The sequence below is a fragment of the Streptomyces luteolifulvus genome (genome assembly GCF_008806595.1).
Lineage (GTDB): Bacteria > Actinomycetota > Actinomycetes > Streptomycetales > Streptomycetaceae > Streptomyces > Streptomyces luteolifulvus.
Map to the genome: position 1 here is coordinate 176,143 of NZ_VZRB01000012.1, position 17,357 is coordinate 193,499.

19 protein-coding genes are annotated in these 17,357 nt (G+C 71.6%); 14 read left to right on the forward strand and 5 right to left on the reverse strand.

Features of this window, described 5'->3' with window-relative positions; genetic code table 11:
* The first annotated feature begins 40 nt into the window (after nucleotides 1-40).
* The 4 genes from bioB (at nucleotide 41) to F7R91_RS19535 (ending at nucleotide 4,120) form a co-directional block, all read left to right on the forward strand.
* Entirely contained in the window at nucleotides 41-1,270 is a 1,230-nt protein-coding gene (bioB, locus tag F7R91_RS19520) for a biotin synthase BioB (RefSeq protein WP_150950345.1), read from the forward strand.
* On the forward strand, nucleotides 1,263-2,543 hold the full coding sequence (locus F7R91_RS19525) for an adenosylmethionine--8-amino-7-oxononanoate transaminase (RefSeq protein ID WP_150950346.1): 1,281 nt from the start codon (nucleotides 1,263-1,265) through the stop codon (nucleotides 2,541-2,543). Before bioB ends, F7R91_RS19525 begins: the two co-directional genes overlap by 8 nt.
* Before the next feature lie 14 nt (nucleotides 2,544-2,557).
* The gene (bioD, locus tag F7R91_RS19530; RefSeq protein ID WP_150950347.1) at nucleotides 2,558-3,274 is read left to right on the forward strand and encodes a dethiobiotin synthase; all 717 of its coding nucleotides are present in this window, start codon (nucleotides 2,558-2,560) and stop codon (nucleotides 3,272-3,274) included.
* A 156-nt stretch (nucleotides 3,275-3,430) separates the two neighbouring features.
* Complete coding sequence (locus tag F7R91_RS19535; RefSeq protein WP_150950348.1) at nucleotides 3,431-4,120, forward strand: class I SAM-dependent methyltransferase; 690 nt, start codon at nucleotides 3,431-3,433, stop codon at nucleotides 4,118-4,120.
* Here F7R91_RS19535 and F7R91_RS19540 read toward each other — a convergent pair whose 3' ends face one another.
* Together F7R91_RS19540 and F7R91_RS19545 are read right to left on the reverse strand one after the other, a co-directional pair.
* Nucleotides 4,121-4,495 carry a fic family toxin-antitoxin system, toxin component gene (locus tag F7R91_RS19540; RefSeq protein ID WP_150950349.1) on the reverse strand — a complete coding sequence of 125 codons (375 nt, stop codon included), beginning with the start codon at nucleotides 4,493-4,495 and terminating at the stop codon, nucleotides 4,121-4,123. It abuts the gene before it with no gap.
* Between the two features lie 4 nt (nucleotides 4,496-4,499).
* Nucleotides 4,500-4,751: a toxin-antitoxin system HicB family antitoxin gene (locus F7R91_RS19545; RefSeq protein WP_150950350.1), complete on the reverse strand. Its 252-nt coding sequence runs from the start codon at nucleotides 4,749-4,751 to the stop codon at nucleotides 4,500-4,502.
* A 166-nt stretch (nucleotides 4,752-4,917) separates the two neighbouring features.
* Between F7R91_RS19545 and F7R91_RS19550 the strand changes: the two genes are divergently transcribed.
* From F7R91_RS19550 to mug, 9 genes are all read left to right on the forward strand, one after another.
* Nucleotides 4,918-5,763, forward strand: coding sequence for an ABC transporter ATP-binding protein (locus F7R91_RS19550; protein WP_150950351.1), 846 nt, complete (start codon nucleotides 4,918-4,920; stop codon nucleotides 5,761-5,763).
* 4 nt (nucleotides 5,764-5,767) lie between these two features.
* On the forward strand, nucleotides 5,768-8,335 hold the full coding sequence (locus F7R91_RS19555; protein WP_150950352.1) for an ABC transporter permease: 2,568 nt from the start codon (nucleotides 5,768-5,770) through the stop codon (nucleotides 8,333-8,335).
* A 124-nt stretch (nucleotides 8,336-8,459) separates the two neighbouring features.
* Nucleotides 8,460-8,885, forward strand: a complete 426-nt coding sequence (locus tag F7R91_RS19560; RefSeq protein WP_150950353.1) for a GNAT family N-acetyltransferase — start codon at nucleotides 8,460-8,462, stop codon at nucleotides 8,883-8,885.
* Nucleotides 8,886-9,027: 142 nt separating this feature from the next.
* Nucleotides 9,028-10,356 (forward strand): hemolysin family protein, encoded by a 1,329-nt coding sequence (locus F7R91_RS19565; RefSeq protein WP_150950354.1) that lies wholly within the window; start codon nucleotides 9,028-9,030, stop codon nucleotides 10,354-10,356.
* Entirely contained in the window at nucleotides 10,353-11,393 is a 1,041-nt protein-coding gene (locus F7R91_RS19570; RefSeq protein ID WP_150950355.1) for a hemolysin family protein, read from the forward strand. The genes F7R91_RS19565 and F7R91_RS19570 overlap by 4 nt, the downstream gene beginning before the upstream one ends.
* Nucleotides 11,394-11,455: 62 nt before the next feature.
* A complete protein-coding gene (locus F7R91_RS19575) occupies nucleotides 11,456-12,235 on the forward strand; it encodes an SGNH/GDSL hydrolase family protein (RefSeq protein ID WP_150950356.1) in 780 nt (259 codons plus the stop codon).
* 7 nt (nucleotides 12,236-12,242) lie between these two features.
* A complete protein-coding gene (locus F7R91_RS19580) occupies nucleotides 12,243-12,602 on the forward strand; it encodes a DUF4326 domain-containing protein (RefSeq protein ID WP_150950357.1) in 360 nt (119 codons plus the stop codon).
* Nucleotides 12,603-12,661: 59 nt separating this feature from the next.
* Nucleotides 12,662-14,104 carry an adenylosuccinate lyase gene (gene purB / locus F7R91_RS19585; protein ID WP_150950358.1) on the forward strand — a complete coding sequence of 481 codons (1,443 nt, stop codon included), beginning with the start codon at nucleotides 12,662-12,664 and terminating at the stop codon, nucleotides 14,102-14,104.
* The gene (mug, locus tag F7R91_RS19590; protein WP_150950359.1) at nucleotides 14,101-14,646 is read left to right on the forward strand and encodes a G/U mismatch-specific DNA glycosylase; all 546 of its coding nucleotides are present in this window, start codon (nucleotides 14,101-14,103) and stop codon (nucleotides 14,644-14,646) included. Before purB ends, mug begins: the two co-directional genes overlap by 4 nt.
* Nucleotides 14,647-14,650: 4 nt before the next feature.
* On the opposite strand, the gene F7R91_RS19595 is transcribed toward mug, so the two are convergent.
* Nucleotides 14,651-15,094, reverse strand: coding sequence for a hypothetical protein (locus F7R91_RS19595; RefSeq protein WP_150950360.1), 444 nt, complete (start codon nucleotides 15,092-15,094; stop codon nucleotides 14,651-14,653).
* Between the two features lie 68 nt (nucleotides 15,095-15,162).
* Nucleotides 15,163-15,291, reverse strand: a complete 129-nt coding sequence (locus F7R91_RS43825; protein ID WP_269144749.1) for a hypothetical protein — start codon at nucleotides 15,289-15,291, stop codon at nucleotides 15,163-15,165.
* 27 nt (nucleotides 15,292-15,318) lie between these two features.
* On the opposite strand from F7R91_RS43825, the gene F7R91_RS19600 reads away from it, so the two are divergent.
* A complete protein-coding gene (locus tag F7R91_RS19600) occupies nucleotides 15,319-16,473 on the forward strand; it encodes an ROK family transcriptional regulator (protein WP_150950361.1) in 1,155 nt (384 codons plus the stop codon).
* 51 nt (nucleotides 16,474-16,524) lie between these two features.
* On the opposite strand, the gene F7R91_RS19605 is transcribed toward F7R91_RS19600, so the two are convergent.
* Complete coding sequence (locus F7R91_RS19605; protein ID WP_150950362.1) at nucleotides 16,525-17,286, reverse strand: GntR family transcriptional regulator; 762 nt, start codon at nucleotides 17,284-17,286, stop codon at nucleotides 16,525-16,527.
* Between the last annotated feature and the right edge of the window lie 71 nt (nucleotides 17,287-17,357).

A 17,357-nucleotide genomic window follows, 5' to 3' on the forward strand; every position in this document is an offset into this window, starting at 1 on the left:
TCCTTGGCCGACGGCCTCCTTTAGGACAGGATCGGCTCTCATGGACCTGCTGAACACGCTGGTGGACAAGGGGCTTCGGCGCGAGGTGCCGACCCGCGAGGAAGCTCTTGCCGTCCTCGCCACTTCCGACGACGATCTGCTCGATGTGGTGGCCGCGGCCGGCAAGGTGCGCCGCCACTGGTTCGGCCGACGGGTGAAACTCAACTACCTCGTCAACCTGAAGTCCGGCCTGTGCCCCGAGGACTGCTCCTACTGCTCCCAGCGGCTCGGCTCCACCGCCGGCATCCTGAAGTACACCTGGCTCAAGCCGAACGAGGCGTCCGAGGCCGCCGCGGCCGGGCTGGCCGGCGGTGCCAAGCGGGTGTGTCTGGTGGCCAGCGGCCGCGGGCCGACGGACCGTGACGTGGACCGGGTCTCGGACACCATCAAGGCGATCAAGGAGCAGAACGAGGGCGTCGAGGTGTGCGCCTGTCTGGGTCTGCTCTCCGACGGCCAGGCCGAGCGGCTGCGCGAGGCGGGTGCCGACGCGTACAACCACAACCTCAACACGTCCGAGGCGACGTACGGGGACATCACGACCACGCACACCTACGCCGACCGCGTCGACACCGTGCAGAAGGCGCACGCGGCCGGTCTGTCGGCCTGCTCGGGCCTGATCGCGGGCATGGGCGAGAGCGACGAGGACCTGGTGGACGTCGTCTTCTCGCTGCGCGAGCTGGACCCGGACTCGGTTCCGGTCAACTTCCTGATCCCGTTCGAGGGCACCCCGCTGGGCCAGGAGTGGAACCTCACCCCGCAGCGGTGCCTCAGGATCCTGGCGATGGTGCGGTTCGTCTGCCCCGATGTCGAGGTGCGGATCGCGGGCGGCCGCGAGGTCCATCTGCGCACCCTGCAGCCCCTCGCCCTGCACCTGGCCAACTCGATCTTCCTCGGGGACTACCTCACCAGCGAGGGCCAGGCCGGCAAGGCCGACCTGGAGATGATCGCCGACGCCGGGTTCGAGGTGGAGGGCGCCGGCGAGGTGACGCTGCCCGAGCACCGGGTGACGGCCGGCGGCGGATGCGGGACGCACGAGGGCGCCGGGTGCGGGAGCCACTCCGGCGGCGGATGCGGGTCCCACGAGGACGCCGGATGCGGGTCGCACGAGGGGGGCGGTGTGTGCGGTTCCGCCGTCGCTGCCGCACCGGCCGCGCAGGTCAACGAGGCCCGTACGGATCTGGTCGCCGTGCGCCGCCGGGGCGCCGGGACGGATCTCGCGCCCAATGCCTGACCTGAGCGTGCCCGAGCTGCTGGAACTCGACCGGCGGCATGTGTGGCATCCGTACGGCCCCATGCCCGGCCGTCAGGAACCGCTCGTCGTGGAGTCGGCGAGCGGGGTGCGGCTGAGGCTCGCCGACGGCTCGGCCGAACTCGTCGACGGCATGTCGTCCTGGTGGTCGGCGATCCACGGCTACAACCACCCGGTGCTCAACGAGGCCGCGCGGGGACAGCTCGGGCGGATGAGCCACGTGATGTTCGGCGGGCTCACCCACGAGCCCGCCGTACGGCTTGCGAAGCTCCTTGTCGACATGTCGCCCGACGGTCTGGAGCATGTCTTCCTCGCCGACTCCGGTTCGGTGTCGGTCGAGGTCGCGGTCAAGATGTGCCTGCAGTACTGGCGCTCGCTCGGCCGCCCCGGGAAGCAGCGACTGCTGACCTGGCGCGGCGGGTACCACGGCGACACCTGGCAGCCCATGTCCGTGTGCGACCCCGAGGGCGGCATGCACGAGCTGTGGAGCGGGGTCCTCCAGCGCCAGGTGTTCGTGGACCCGCCTCCCGCCGAGTACGAGGAGTCGTACGCGGAGCAGTTGCGCGCGGCCATCGAGAAGCACGCCGGCGAACTGGCCGCGGTGATCGTCGAGCCGGTGGTGCAGGGCGCGGGCGGGATGCGGTTCCACTCCCCCGCCTATCTGCGGGTGCTCCGCGAGGCCTGCGACGCGCACGGCGTACTGCTGGTGTTCGACGAGATCGCCACCGGCTTCGGACGCACGGGCGCGATGTTCGCCGCGGAGCACGCGGCGGTGACGCCGGACGTGATGTGCGTGGGCAAGGCGCTGACCGGCGGATACATGACCATGGCGGCCACGCTGTGCACTTCGCGGGTCGCCGACGGCATCTCGCGGGGCGAGGTGCCGGTGCTGGCCCACGGCCCCACCTTCATGGGCAACCCGCTCGCAGCCGCCGTCGCCTGCGCCTCGATCGAGCTGCTGCTCGGCCAGGACTGGCTCGCGGAGGTCAAGCGGATCGAGGCGGGTCTGCGGGACGGGCTGGCGCCGGCGGCCGGCCTTCCGGGGGTGAAGGACGTACGGGTCCTCGGCGCGATCGGGGTGGTTCAGCTGGACCACAGCGTGGACATGGCGGCCGCCACCCGGGCGGCCGTGCGCGAGGGTGTGTGGCTGCGCCCCTTCCGCGACCTCGTCTACACGATGCCGCCCTACGTCACCGGCGACGAGGACCTGGCACGGATCGCGCGCGGGGTCTGTGCCGCCGCGCGGGAGGGATGAGCGGGAGTGATGAGATGCCGGTAGTGGTGATCACGGGCACGGGCACCGAGGTCGGCAAGACGGTCACGACCGCCGCCGTCGCCGCCGCGGCCCTCGCGGCCGGCCGTTCCGTGGCAGTGCTGAAGGCCGCGCAGACGGGTGTACGGCCGGACCAGCCCGGGGACGCCGACGAGGTCGTCCGGCTCGCGGGCGCCGTGACGGCGACCGAACTCGCCCGCTATCCCGAACCGTTGGCGCCCGCGACCGCCGCCCGGCGGGCCGGCCGGGCGCCGGTGCATCCGCAGGAGATCGCCGAGGCCGCCGCCAAGCTGGCCACCGAGCACGATCTGGTGCTCGTGGAGGGGGCGGGCGGGCTGCTCGTACGGTTCGACGCGGCGGGCGGGACACTTGCCGACGCGGCCGAACTGCTGGCGGCGCCCGTTTTGGTCGTGGCGTCCGCCGGTCTGGGCACCCTGAACACGACGGAGCTGACGGCGCGTGAACTCCGTGCCCGGCGGATCGACGTGCTGGGGATCGTGATCGGCAGCTGGCCCGACGCGCCCGATCTCGCCTCGCGCTGCAACCTCGCGGACCTGCCGGACGTGACCGGCGCTCCGCTGCTCGGCGCCCTGCCCGCCGGGGCCGCAGCGCTTCCCCCCGCCGGTTTCCGCACGGCGGCACCGCACTGGCTGGCGCCCCGCCTCGACGGCACCTGGGACGCGGAGGCGTTCCGGACACGCGAGGCGCCGTAGGCGCCCAAGGGGTCATGCGTCTCGCAGACCGGCATGAACAACGACCACGGCGTGTACGAACAGGTGCGCGACTTCGTCCAGTGAGGCGACGGCGGGGGGTGCGCGGGGTCCGTACGGGGGACAATCGCGGTAGGCCCGTCCTGCTAGGAGGTCCCCATGCCGCTACGGTTCCCCGGCTCCGGCAAGGTGGCGCGGGATCCCGTGCACCACCCGCTGTTCGCCCGGTACTACGCCCGTTTCAGCGTCAGCGCAGAGACACGGATGGGCGTGGGCAAGGTGCGCGACCGGCTGCTCGCCGGGCTGTCCGGCCGGGTGATCGAGATCGGCGCCGGCAACGGACTGAACTTCGCGCACTATCCGAGCGCGGTCTCGGAAGTGGTGGCGATCGAACCGGAGCGTCTGCTGCGGCAGTTGGCGGTGGACGCCGCCCTGCGCTGCGAGGTGCCCGTCGATGTGGTGCCCGGTGCCGCGGAGGCGCTGCCGGTCAAGAGCGAGGCCTTCGACGCGGTGGTGATCTCGCTGGTGCTGTGCAGTGTGCGGGATGTGCCGCGCGCGCTCGGCGAGGTGCGCCGGGTGCTGCGGCCCGGCGGGGTGGTGCGCTTCTTCGAGCACGGCAAGGGCGGCGGCCGGGTCATGCATCTCACCCAGCGCACACTGGACCGGACGCTGTGGCCGTATCTGAGCGGCGGGTGCCATCTGGCCCGGGAACCGGTCGCCGCGCTGCGCGACGCCGGGTTCGAACTGGGGCCCTACCGGCAGCTGCTCATTCCGGAGAAGGGACCGAAGATGCCCTCGTCGTACTGCGTGCTGGGCACCGCCTGGCGCCCCGGCACCGACGAGCGCTGATCACAGACTCCACTGCCGCAGTTCGCGCGCGATGTCCTCGACCGAGACCTCACCGCTCTTGACCAGGCGGGCCAGGTCCCGGACCTGTTCGGGCGAGGTGGCGACCTTCAGGCCGCCGGCCACGAGGTACGCGTACGCCACGGCGCAGGCGAAGAGGGCGTTGGAGCGCTCCAGCGCGGGGACGTGGATGAGGAGTTGGAGCAGCGCGGCGGCGCGCGCGTGCGGGCTGTCGTAGACGGGGACGTCGAATATCTCGGCCTGGTGGCGCGCGACGGCGGCGACTAGGGCGCCCCAGTCGCTGACCTGGGGGTCTCCCGGCGTGTTGTGTTCGGCGAGCATGAGGAGCCAGGCGAGGTCGATTCTGAGGCTGCTCAACGGTTCAGCGACGACCTTCGCGGGTGGCTTCCGCGCCGGGGGCGCGGTCGTCGCCGAACTCCTCGGCGAAGACGGCCTCGTACTGCTTCATGAAGTCGGCGGCGGCCTCCACGAACGTGTGCCCCACTTCCCCGGTGTCCTGTCTGACCAGCTCTTCGATGTAGCGGTTGACGCTCATGCCGCGGGCCAGGGCGCGCTCGCGGGCGGCGCGGGCCGTGCCCTCGTCCACGCGTACGTTCAGCTGGGTCTTCGCCATACCTCGAAGCTAGCGCGGAAGTGCTAGCACAGGCAAGAAGCCGCGGTGCCTGCACAGGCAAGAAGTCCTCCCAGGGGTGGATACCAGCTGTGGGGCCGATCACATTAGGCTCGGCCGAAGCGAGGAATCCGGACATCCGGAGCGAAGAACCACCGAGGAGGCCGTCTTGTCCACACCTGCTGCGGAGCACGCGCCGGGCCGCGCGTCGGCCGACGGCATCGCGGCCCGCGCCCGCGGTCTGACCAAGGCGTACGGCTCGGGCGAGACGGCCGTGCTCGCCCTGGACTCGGTGGACGTGGACATCGCGCGCGGCCGCTTCACCACGGTCATGGGGCCCTCCGGCTCCGGCAAGTCGACGCTGATGCACTGTCTGGCCGGGCTGGACACCGTCTCGGCCGGGCAGGTCTGGCTCGGCGACACCGAGATCACGGGGCTGAAGGAACGCGAGCTGACCCGGCTGCGCCGGGACCGGATCGGGTTCATGTTCCAGTCGTTCAACCTGATTCCCACACTGAACGCGGCCGAGAACATCACCCTGCCCATGGACATCGCGGGCAAGAAGCCCGACGAGAAATGGCTGGACCAGGTCATCGACACACTGGGGCTGCGGGACCGTCTCAAGCACCGGCCCGCCCAGTTGTCCGGAGGCCAGCAACAGCGCGTCGCGTGCGCCCGTGCGCTCGTCTCGCGGCCGGAGCTGATCTTCGCCGACGAGCCCACCGGCAACCTCGACTCACGCGCGGGGCTGGAGGTCCTCGCCTTCCTGCGCGAGGCCGTCGACACACTCGGGCAGACGGTCGTCATGGTCACCCACGACCCCGGCGCCGCCGCCCACTCCGACCTGGTGCTCTTCCTTGCGGACGGCCGGATCGTCGACGAGATGGAGCGGCCCACGGCGGAGGCGGTGCTGGAGCGCATGCGCCTTTTCACCGGGGGAAACCCCCAGACCCCCGGGTTCGATGTGATCCGCAGCCAGGTCGACGACGGCGCCGCTGCCGTCCGGGAGGACTGAACCGGTGCTGAAGGCAACGCTGAGGAGCTTCCTCGCGCACAAGGGACGGCTGCTGCTCTCCGCACTCGCGGTCGTCCTGTCCGTGGCGTTCGTCGCGGGCAGCCTGATCTTCTCCGACACGGTCTCCCGCACCTTCGACCGGCTGTTCGCGTCCACGGCGGCCGATGTGACCGTGGAGCCCCAGCAGGACCTCAAGTCACAGGTACCGACCGGCGCGGCCGAGACCGTGCCCGCCTCGCTCGCGGGCGAGGTGGCGAAGGTCGACGGCGTCGAGTCGACGCACGCGGACGTGTCCGTCGAGAACATCACGGTCGTCGACAGCGACAACAAGTCGGTCGGGCCGACCACGGGCGCCCCCACCATCGCCACGGACTGGTACCTCACCGACCGCAGCCCCGTGGAACTGACCTCGGGCCACGCTCCGCGCGGGGCCGGCGAGGCGCTGCTCGACGCGGACACCGCCGACAAGAAGCATGTCGAGATCGGCGACACGCTCACGGTGATGGCCCAGCCCGGCTCCTTCAAGGTCGAGATCGTCGGCATCGCCACGTTCACCACCACCAACCCGGGTGCGGCCCTGGTCTTCCTCGATCCCGAGACCGCCGCGTCGCAGCTCCTCGGCTCCGCGGACCGTGCCACCTCCGTCTCGGTGGATGCGGCGCCGGGCGTGAGCGACGCCGTACTCAAGGACCGGATCGCCGCCGGGATCGGCACCGGCACCTACGACGTCAAGACGGCCGACGAGCAGGCCGAGTCGTCCGCCGCCGACCTCGGCGGGTTCCTCGACGTGATCAAGTACGTCATGCTCGGCTTCGCCGGGATCTCCGTCCTCGTCGGTGTGTTCCTCATCGTCAACACCTTCTCCATGCTCATTGCCCAGCGCACCCGCGAACTCGGCCTGCTCAGGGCCCTCGGCGCCGACCGGCGCCAGGTGCGGCGATCGGTGCTCACCGAGGCGGTGCTGCTCGGCGTGGTCGGCTCCACGCTGGGGCTGGCGGCCGGCATCGGGCTCGCCTACGGCCTGATCAAACTCATGAGTGTGTTCGGCATGAACCTGAAGACCACGGAGATGGTCATCGGGTGGGCGACTCCCGTGTCGGCCTACGTCGTCGGCGTCGGCGTCACCTTCGTGGCGGCGTACCTCCCCGCCCGGAGGGCGGCACGTGTCTCGCCGATGGCCGCGCTCGCGGACGCCGAAATCGCGGGTGTGGGGCGGCCGTTGACGGTGCGTGCCGTGCTGGGCGCGATCGTCGGGGCGCTCGGCGCCGCCGCCCTCGTGGGCTGTGCCACCGCGACGAAGACGTCCACCTCGGCGTCCCTGCTGGGACTCGGCGTCGTGCTCACCCTCATCGCGACCGTGATCGCGGGCCCGCTGCTGGTGCGCCCGGTGATCCGGGTCCTCGGCGGTGCCTTCCCTGCGATCTTCGGCTCCATCGGCCGGATGAGCCAGCGCAACGCCCTGCGCAACCCCCGCCGTACGGGCGCCACCGCCGCCGCCCTGATGGTGGGCCTCGCCCTGGTGGGCGGGATGTCGGTGGCGAGCGCCTCGATGTCGCAGTCCTTCGACGAGCAGATCGACAAAACCCTCGGCGCCGACTTCATCGTCCAGAACACCAACTTCGTGCCGTTCTCGCAGGAGGTCACCGACCAGGTCCGCGGCACGGAGGGCGTCGGACTCGTCGTACGGCAGCGGTTCGCGCCGGTCGCCGTGACGCTGCCGGACGGCAAGCGGATCGAGACGACCGCTGCCGGCTACGACACCCAGGTCGACGACGTGGCCCGGGTGACGTACGCGGCCGGGGACACGGCGGCCGCGCTGGCGGACGGGAACATCGCGATGGACGCCGGCTTCGCGAAGGACCACGACGTACGCGTCGGCAGCGTGATTCCGGTGGAGTTCCCGGCCGGCCGGAAGACCGAGCTCAAGGTGAGCGCCCTCACCGACCAGGAAGGCGCGGAGGGCTTCGGCATGCAGGGCGGGCTGTTCTTCGGCATAGCCACGGTCGAGAGGTACATCCCCGGCGGCCAGGACTCCGCGCTGTACGTCAACGCGGCCTCCGGCACCGCCCCCGACCAGCTGCGCACCCGGCTGGAGCGGACACTCGACCCGTATCCGCAGGTCCAGGTCCGCGACCAGGCCGACTACAAGAAGCTGGTCCACGACCAGATCGCCGTGCTGCTCTATCTCGTCTACGCGCTGCTCGGGCTGGCGATCGTCATCGCGGTCCTCGGCGTGGTCAACACCCTCGCCCTGTCGGTCGTCGAGCGCACCCGGGAGATCGGGCTGCTGCGGGCCATCGGGCTCGGCCGGCGGCAGCTGCGCCGGATGATCCGGCTGGAGTCGGTGGTGATCGCGGTGTTCGGCGCGGTGCTGGGGCTCGGGCTGGGGCTTGTGTGGGGCGTGTGCACCCAGCAGGTGCTGGCCCTGCAGGGCATGAAGGCCCTCGCGATCCCCTGGGGCACGATCGTCGCCGTTGTGATCGGCTCGGCGGTGGTGGGGATCGTGGCTGCGCTGCTGCCGGCGTTGCGGGCGTCCCGTATGAATGTGCTGGCGGCCATCGCGCACGAGTGAGGAGCCCCGGCCGGCGTTCAAGTCGCCTGCCGCTGGGGAGAGTTCGTGCCGGGATCTTCCGCTTCGGCGGTATGGTCACGGAAAGCGTTCGCCAGGCAGGCCGGCGCTCTGCTTGGCTCTCCCCATGAGCGATCTCCACATCCGCCGCGCCACCCTCGGGGACATCGACACCGTGCTCCGGTTCTGGCGCGACGCCGCGGAAGGAACGAGCATCAGCGACGACCACGACGGAGTGGCCCGGCTGATCGCGACGGACCCCGAGTCCCTGCTCCTCGCGGAACGCCGGGGCCTCCTCACGGGAACCGTGATAGCCGGCTTCGACGGATGGCGATGCTCCGCCTACCGGCTGGCCGTCCACCCGGACCACCGCCGGCAGGGCATCGCCACCGCCCTGCTGGAGGCGGCGGAACAACGGTTCGCCGCGCTGGGCGGACGACGGGTCGACGCCATGGTCCTGGAAGTCAACGAGCGGGCCCACCACACGTGGTCCGCGAGCGGCTATCACCGCGAGGACCACTGGCGGCGCTGGGTGAAGCCCCTCGCCGACTGACCGGCTTTGCCCACCCTTTACCATTGAAGGACTGTTCGATCCTTCATGAAAGGTGTGAGCGTCCGCCCATGGGCGAGCCTCCCCGTACGCACCATCGCGCGTTCCTTCCCTCCCTGCCCGATCATGGGACGGAGGTGACCCGATGACCGAAGTGCTCCTCCTCCTGGTGGCGATCCTGCTCTCGCTGGCCTGCGGCGCCTTCGTCGCGGCGGAGTTCTCGCTCACGACGGTCGAGCGCAGCGAGCTGGAGCGGGCCGTGGAGCGCGGCGAGCGCGGTGCGGCGGGCGCCCTCAAGGCCGTACGGAATCTGACCTTCCAGCTCTCCGGGGCACAGCTCGGCATCACCGTCACCAACCTGATCGTCGGTATGCTCGCCGAACCGTCGATCGCCACCATGATCGCGGGCCCGCTGGAGTCGCTCGGCATCTCGCGCTCCACGGCGAACTCACTCGCCCTGGTGCTCGGTACGGCCCTGTCGACCGTGTTCCTGATGGTCGTCGGCGAACTGGTGCCCAAGAACTGGGCGATCTCCTCACCCCTGGCCGTCGCCAAGCGGGTGGGGAACCCGCAGCGCTGGTTCAGCGCCGCCTTCCGCCCCTTCATCACCCACCTCAACAACACGGCCAACCGCTCGGTGCGCCGATTCGGTCTGGAGCCCGCCGAGGAGCTGGCCTCCGCGCGCGGACCGCAGGAACTGGCGGCCCTGGCCCGGCACTCCGCCAGGGAGGGTGCCCTGGAGGCCGACACCGCCGAACTGTTCGTGCGGACGCTCAACCTCGCCGACCTGACGGCGGAGAACGTGATGACGCCGCGCGTTCAGGTCATCGCCCTGGACGCGCAGGCCACCTGCGAGGACGTGGCGAACGTGACACGGGCGACGGGCCTGTCCCGCTTCCCGGTCTTCCGCGGCAGCCTCGACTCCGTCGTCGGCACCGCGCACATCAAGGACTGTCTGGCGATGCCCGCAGAGCGGCGGACCCGCGTCCCCGTGTCCGAGGTGATGCGCGAGCCGCTGCTGGTGCCGGAGTCGCTCACCGTCGACCGGCTTCTCGACCGGCTGTCCGGCAAACGCACGATGGCCGTGGTGATCGACGAGTACGGCGGCACCGCGGGGGTGGCCACGCTGGAGGACATCGTCGAGGAGGTGGTCGGAGAGGTACGGGACGAGCACGACCCGCACGAGACACCCGACCTGGCGCCGGCCGGGACCGACGAGGACGGCCGCACGCTGTACTCCGCGGACGGCTCGGCCCGCATGGACCAGCTCGCGCGCGTCGGCCTCCGGGCGCCCGAGGGGCCGTACGAGACACTGGCCGGTCTCATCGCGACGCTGCTCGGCCGCATTCCGGCCGTCGGTGACCGCGTGGAGGCGGCCGGCTGGCGGCTCGACGTCGTGGATGCGTCGGGGCGCAGGGCCGCGCGTGTGGTCCTGCACGCGCCGCACGACCAGGACGAGCAGGGGGAGCGATGACCGCCGTACAACTGCTGATCGGCCTGGCGACCCTCGTCGTCAACGCCTTCTTCGTGGGCGCCGAGTTCGCGCTGATCTCGGTGCGCCGGAGCCAGATCGAGCAGCACATCGCCACAGCAGACAAAGCCGGCAAAGGGGCGCAGGGTGACCGGCGCGCGAAGAGCGTGCTGTGGGGCCTTGAGCACGTGTCCGCGCTGATGGCGGCCGCACAGCTCGGCATCACGCTGTGCACGCTGGTCCTGGGTGTGGTCGCGGAGCCGGCGATCGCGCATCTGCTGGAGCCGGTGTTCCACGCGATGGGCGTGTCCACCGGTGCGGGTCACGCCGTGTCCTTCGTGATCGCGCTGACCCTGGCCACGTATCTGCACATGCTGCTCGGCGAGATGGTGCCGAAGAACGTCGCGCTCGCCGAGCCGGTGCGCAGCGCGCTGCTGCTGGGCCCGCCGCTGGTGGCGCTGTCCCGGGCGCTGCGCCCGGTGATCTTCGCGATCAACGCGTTCGCGAACGGTGTGCTCAAGCTGCTGCGCGTCGAGGTCAAGAACGAGGTCACGGCCAGCTTCTCGGATGCCGAGCTGGCCCGGATCGTGCGGGACTCCCGCGAGGCGGGCCTCATCGACGACCGCGCGCGGGAGCGTCTGCACGACGCGCTGGAGCTGGGCCGCCGGCCCGTGCGGGACGTGGTGCTTCCGCTGGAACGCGTGGTCTACGCGCGCGTGGGCGTCACTCCGGAGGAGCTGGAGCGGCTGTCCGCCGAGACCGGGTTCTCCCGCTTCCCGGTGGTGGACGAGGCGCGTCGCATCGTCGGCTACCTGCATGTGAAGGACGCGCTGGACGCCTCCCCGCGGGACGTGCCGTTCCGCGTGGCGGACATGCGGCCGAGCGCCCGGGTCCGGGAGAGCACGCCGCTGGACGACGTCCTCACGGCGATGCGGGGCAGCCGCACGCACCTCGCGGCCGTGCTCGGGGACGACGGGCGGCTGGCGGGGCTGGTGACGATGGAGGACGTGCTGCGCGAGCTGTTCGGGCAGCGGGCGTAGGCGATCCGGCCCCGGGCCGACCGACCGCTGGGTATGCGCCTCGGGTTACCATCTCTGACGCCATGCAGACGCATCCCACGTACTCAAGCCTCGTCGCGGTCGGCGACTCCTTCACCGAGGGCATGTCGGACCTGCTGCCGGACGGTTCGTACCGCGGCTGGGCCGACCTCCTCGCCGGGCGGATGGCCGCCCGCACCCCCGGGTTCAGGTACGCCAACCTCGCCGTGCGCGGGAAGCTGATCGGGCAGATCGTCGACGAGCAGGTCGACGTCGCGGCCGCGATGGACGCCGATGTGATCACGCTGGTCGGCGGTCTCAACGACACCCTTCGCCCCAAGTGCGACATGGTCCGGGTGCGCGATCTGCTGACCCAGGCCGTGGAGCGGCTCGCCCCGTCCTGCGGGCAGCTGGTGCTGATGCGCAGCCCGGGCCGCCGGGGTCCGGTCCTGGAGCGCTTCCGGCCGCGCATGGAGGAACTGTTCGAGGTCGTCGACGACCTCGCCGAGCGGCACGGCGCGCTGGTCGTCGATCTGTATGGCGCCGCGTCGCTCGGCGACCCGCGCCTGTGGGACGTGGACCGGCTGCATCTGACGGCCGAGGGCCACCGCCGGGTCGCGGAGGCGGTGTGGCAGAGGCTCGGCTACCAGCCCGAGGACACCGAGTGGCACCTACCGATGCGGGCGACACCGCCGCCCGGATGGGCCGCCCGCCGGGTCGCCGATGCCCGGTTCGCCCGGCAGCATCTGCTGCCGTGGATCGGCCGGCGGCTCACGGGCCGGTCGTCGGGCGACGGACTGCCGCCGAAGCGGGGCGAGCTGCTGCCGTACGAGGGACCGGCGTAGGCCTCTCATGGCCACGCGGGTGATCAATGTCAGGGGCCGCCTCCACGACCTCGGTCCCCGGCTGGAACGCGCCCCCGACGTCGTCTACGTCGGCCGCCGCTGGACGATGGGCGGCTGGGACCTGCCCCGGCATCCGCTGTACAACCCTTTCGCGTACGACACCCCGACGAGGAAACGCGACGGGACGCGTGCCGAGGTCATGGCGAAGTACCGGGCGTATCTGCTGGAGCGGCCGGACCTGCTGGCCCTCGTGCCCGCGCTGCGCGGCAAGACCCTCGCCTGCTGGTGCGCACCGGAGCTGTGCCACGCCGAGGTGCTGGCGGAGCTCGCGGACGCGCCCGTACGCCCGTCGCGGCCGCCTTCGTAGGTTCCGCCAAACCACCCGGTGGCGCTGGCCTGCAGGAATCGCCAGTAGAATCCGTCTACGTGACTTCTGCGCCCGCCAAGCCCCGCATCCCGAACGTCCTCGCCGGACGCTACGCCTCCGCCGAGCTCGCCACGCTCTGGTCCCCCGAGCAGAAGGTGAAACTGGAGCGTCAGCTCTGGCTCGCCGTGCTGCGGGCCCAGAAGGACCTCGGGATCGAGGTGCCGGACGCCGCGATCGCCGACTACGAGCGCGTCCTCGACCAGGTCGACCTGGCCTCCGTCGCCGAGCGCGAGAAGGTCACGCGGCACGATGTGAAGGCGCGGATCGAGGAGTTCAACGACCTCGCGGGGCACGAGCATGTACACAAGGGCATGACCTCCCGCGACCTCACCGAGAACGTCGAGCAGCTGCAGATCCGGCTTTCGCTGGAGCTGATGCGCGACCGTACGGTGGCCGTGCTCGCGCGCCTGGGGAAGCTCGCGGGTGAGTACGGCGAGCTGGTCATGGCCGGCCGCTCGCACAACGTGGCCGCGCAGGCCACCACCCTCGGCAAGCGTTTCGCGACGGCGGCCGACGAGCTGCTCGTGGCGTACGGCCGGGTCGAGGAACTGCTCGGCCGCTACCCGCTGCGGGGCATCAAGGGTCCCGTCGGTACGGCGCAGGACATGCTGGACCTGCTCGGCGGGGACGCGGCCAAGCTCGCGGAGCTGGAGCAGCGCATCGCCCGCCACCTGGGCTTCTCGCAGGCGTTCGCCTCCGTCGGCCAGGTCTACCCGCGCTCGCTCGACTACGACGTGGTCACCTCGCTGGTGCAGCTGGCGGCGGCACCCTCGTCGCTGGCGAAGACCATCCGGCTGATGGCCGGGCACGAGCTGGTGACCGAGGGCTTCAAGCCCGGCCAGGTCGGCTCCTCCGCGATGCCGCACAAGATGAACACCCGCTCCTGCGAGCGCGTCAACGGTCTGATGGTGATCCTGCGCGGCTACGCCTCGATGACCGGCGAGCTGGCGGGCGACCAGTGGAACGAGGGCGACGTGTCCTGCTCGGTGGTGCGCCGGGTCGCGCTGCCGGACGCGTTCTTCGCGCTCGACGGTCTGCTGGAGACCTTCCTGACCGTGCTCGACGAATTCGGCGCCTTCCCGGCCGTCGTCTCCCGTGAGCTGGACCGCTATCTGCCGTTCCTCGCCACCACCAAGGTGCTGATGGGCGCGGTGCGCGCGGGCGTCGGCCGGGAGCTGGCGCACGAGGCGATCAAGGAGAACGCCGTCGCCTCCGCGCTCGCGATGCGTGAGCGGGGCGCCGAGCGCAACGAGCTCCTCGACAAGCTGGCCGCCGACGAGCGCATCCCCCTCGACCGCGCCCAGCTGGACGCGCTGATGGCCGACAAGCTGTCCTTCACGGGCGCCGCGGCCGACCAGGTCGCCGCCGTCGTCGGCCGCATCGAGGAGATCGTGAAGCAGCACCCGCAGGCCGCGGGCTACACACCCGGAGCGATCCTCTGACGCGCCTGACCCCGGCGGAACTGGAGGCCGCCCGCGACCGTCTGGTACCGGACGTGGCCGCGGACGGCCTCCGCGTGCTGTTCTGCGGTATCAACCCCGGTCTGATGACGGCGGCGACGGGCCACCACTTCGCCCGTCCCGGCAACCGGTTCTGGCCGGTGCTGCACCTGTCCGGGTTCACGCCCAGGCTCATGAAGCCGTCGGAACAACTGGAGTTGCTGTCGTACGGGCTCGGCATCACGAACGTGGTGGCGCGGGCGTCGGCCCGTGCGGACGAGCTGAGCGCGGAGGAGTACCGCGAGGGCGGCAGGCTGCTGGCGTCGAGGGTGACACGGCTGCGGCCGCGCTGGCTGGCGGTCGTGGGAGTCACCGCGTACCGGGCCGCGTTCGACGAGCGCAGGGCGCGGGTGGGCCCGCAGGAGCGGACGATCGGGGACACGCGCGTGTGGGTTCTGCCCAACCCGAGCGGGCTGAACGCGCACTGGACGGCGCAGACGATGGCGGAGGAATTCGGACGGCTGCGGGTGGCGTCCGAGGACTAGCGGGTCAGGGCGGGTCCACCTCGGTGACCACGGCGAGGAGTTGGAACGGGAGTTCCTTGTCCCACTGGGAGACGCCGAGGGCCACCCAACGGTCCGTCTGCGGCGGTCCCCACAGATGCAGGTTCGGCACATGCGCGCAGAGTGAGCCCCAGGGCTCGGGTATGTTCTCGCCGCCCGTCGACCGCTCGAAGACGCTCGCCAGGCTGATGGGGTCCGGTGGCCCCCAGCGCTCGGTCAACCGCTCGCTCAGGCCGTCCCTGTTGCACTCGTACTGTGTCTCCGTCTCCTCCCACTCGGTGCCGTCGTCCTCCCAGAAGTCGCCGCTCGTCAGTAATTCGGCTATGTGATAGCCGGGTCCCCCCGTGCCGACATCGGTCCTGCCGTGCTCCGCGGGGAAGTCCCGGGTGCACAGCAGGTCGACGGTGGCGAGCCAGTGCGCGATGTCCATGTGCTCCAGTAAACCCGCCACCACTGACAATTGGCGGGGCGTCAGTGGCTTTGTGGTGGATGGCGGGTTCAGGCGTCCCTGTGCGGGACGCTCCGCGTCTCCTCGGTGGCCACCTGCCCCGCCTTGTCGGGCCGGAACCAGGTGGGGTGCACCCGGAGCTCGCCGGGGTCCGCCGTGCCGAGTAGCATCCCGCCCATACGCGCACGAGCTGGGAGGACGGGACGTTGGGGCGGCTGACCGGCGGGGACCCCTCGCTGCTGCGAAGGATCAATTCCGCGGTGGTGCTGCACGCGCTGCGTGCCACGGACTGCGCGACGCTCACGGAGATCACCCGGGTGACCGGACTGTCCCGGCCGACCGTCGAAGGCGTCGTCGAGGGGCTCATCGAGGCCGGGCTCGTGGTGGAGAAGGCGGCCGAGGAGGGCGCGGCCCGCCGTCAGGGGCGGCCCGCGCGGCGGTTCCGGTTCCGCGCCGAGGCCGGCCACCTCCTGGGCCTGGAGGTCGGGGCGCACCGTGTCGCCGCGCTCCTGGCCGACCTGGACGGCCGTGTGATCGGCGCCGAGGCCCGGGACGTCGACGAGACGGCCTCGGCGGACCTGCGACTGGAGCTGCTGCACACCGCGGTGGCCGAACTGCTGCGCCGGGCCGGCGTGGCACGCGGCTCGCTGCGCGCTGTCGGGGTCGCCACGCCCGGGATCGTCGAGGCGGACGGCACGGTGCGGCTGGGCACCGCGCTGCCGGAGTGGACGGGGCTGCGGCTGGGCGAGCGGCTGAGCCGTTCCTTCAAGTGCCCGGTCCTGGTGGAGAACGACGCCAACGCCGCCGCCGTCGCCGAGCACTGGAAGGGCGCCGCCACCGAGTCGGACGACGTCGTGTTCGTGCTGGCCGGGCTGAGTCCGGGCGCCGGTGCGCTGATCGGCGGCCGGCTGCACCGGGGGTTCGGCGGGGCGGCAGGCGAGATCGGCGCGCTGCACCTGCTCGGCCGCGAGGCGACTCCCGAGACACTGCTGTCGACCACCGACGAGCCGCTGCACCCGCTCGACGAACAGGCGGTCGCGAAGGTCTTCGCGCAGGCGCGCGAAGGTGACCAGCGGGCCCGTGCGGCCGTCGAACGCTTCATCCAGCGGCTCGTCCACGACGTGGCGGCACTCGTCCTGGCCCTCGATCCGGAAGTCGTCGTCATCGGCGGCTGGGCCGCCGGACTGGACGGCGTGCTGGAGCCGCTGCGCGGGGAGCTGGCGCGGTACTGCCTGCGGCCGCCGAAGGTGGCCCTGTCGCTCCTCGGCGAGGCGGCCGTGGCGACGGGCGCGCTGCGGCTCGCGCTCGACCACGTGGAGGAGCAGCTGTTCGCGGTGGAGGGGACGGTGACCGGCCGCTGACGCAGGGGTGCCCCCGCAGGAGCTCCCTGCGGGGGCACGCACCGTGGGTGGTCAGGAGGCCCGGCGCTCCGGCCCCTCGTGGATCTCCACGCCGCCGGTGTCCCCGAAGGTCAGCCGGCAGGTGTCCGCGCGGTAGGTGGCGACGGAGACCGCGGCGACACGGCGGCCGGCGAAGAAGCGGGTCGTCACGACGAGTACGGGCGCACCCGGCAGCCGGTCCAGCTCCTTGGCGTCGTCCGCCCGCGCCGAGCCGAGCTCGACGGCGCTCTCCCGGCCCTCCAGCTCCAGATGCTGAAGCTCGCGCAGCACCGCACGCGCGCGTGCCGCGCCGGTCGGGGTTTCGATGGCGGGGAGATCGGGCACCGACTGCCCCGGAACGTAGAGCAGTTCGGCGGCGACGGGCTGGCCGTGGGTCGTGCGGGAGCGGCGCACGGTGTGCACGAGCGTGTTGCGGCCGGTCTCCAGCGCGTCGGCGACGGCCGCGGGCGGAGCCTCCACCGTGCTGTCGACGGGCTGCCAGACGGTGTCGCCCGCTCCCGGCCAGGCGTGCTGCTCGGCGCCGACGGCCACGCCCACGCGCGGCGGGGCGACGGTGGTGCCGACCCCGCGGCGCCGCTGCAGCCTGCCCTCGAGTTCGAGCTGTTCCAGTGCCTGGCGGAGCGTGGCGCGGGCGACACCGAAGCGGGCGGCCAGCTCGCGTTCGTTGGGCAGGATCTCGCCCACGCTGAACTCGGAGTCCAGTGCCTCGCTGAGCACGGTCTTCAGGTGCCAGTACTTCGGTTCCGGCACCGTTTCCAGCTGCGTGGTCCCCACCCTGTCCTCCGCGATCGCCGTGGTCCGGCAGCGTTTTAGCGCCCTTGTTTATTAAAGGTTGTTGCACTTCT

Bases quoted from the DNA above. Each gene is read 5' to 3' on its own strand.
- bioB (WP_150950345.1), top strand. From the start codon at position 41: ATGGACCTGCTGAACACGCTGGTGGACAAGGGGCTTCGGCGCGAGGTG.
- F7R91_RS19525 (WP_150950346.1), top strand. From the start codon at position 1,263: ATGCCTGACCTGAGCGTGCCCGAGCTGCTGGAACTCGACCGGCGGCAT.
- bioD (WP_150950347.1), top strand. From the start codon at position 2,558: ATGCCGGTAGTGGTGATCACGGGCACGGGCACCGAGGTCGGCAAGACG.
- F7R91_RS19535 (WP_150950348.1), top strand. From the start codon at position 3,431: ATGCCGCTACGGTTCCCCGGCTCCGGCAAGGTGGCGCGGGATCCCGTG.
- F7R91_RS19545 (WP_150950350.1), bottom strand. From the start codon at position 4,751: ATGGCGAAGACCCAGCTGAACGTACGCGTGGACGAGGGCACGGCCCGC.
- F7R91_RS19560 (WP_150950353.1), top strand. From the start codon at position 8,460: ATGAGCGATCTCCACATCCGCCGCGCCACCCTCGGGGACATCGACACC.
- F7R91_RS19565 (WP_150950354.1), top strand. From the start codon at position 9,028: ATGACCGAAGTGCTCCTCCTCCTGGTGGCGATCCTGCTCTCGCTGGCC.
- F7R91_RS19570 (WP_150950355.1), top strand. From the start codon at position 10,353: ATGACCGCCGTACAACTGCTGATCGGCCTGGCGACCCTCGTCGTCAAC.
- F7R91_RS19575 (WP_150950356.1), top strand. From the start codon at position 11,456: ATGCAGACGCATCCCACGTACTCAAGCCTCGTCGCGGTCGGCGACTCC.
- F7R91_RS19580 (WP_150950357.1), top strand. From the start codon at position 12,243: ATGGCCACGCGGGTGATCAATGTCAGGGGCCGCCTCCACGACCTCGGT.
- F7R91_RS19595 (WP_150950360.1), bottom strand. From the start codon at position 15,094: ATGGACATCGCGCACTGGCTCGCCACCGTCGACCTGCTGTGCACCCGG.
- F7R91_RS43825 (WP_269144749.1), bottom strand. From the start codon at position 15,291: ATGGGCGGGATGCTACTCGGCACGGCGGACCCCGGCGAGCTCCGGGTG.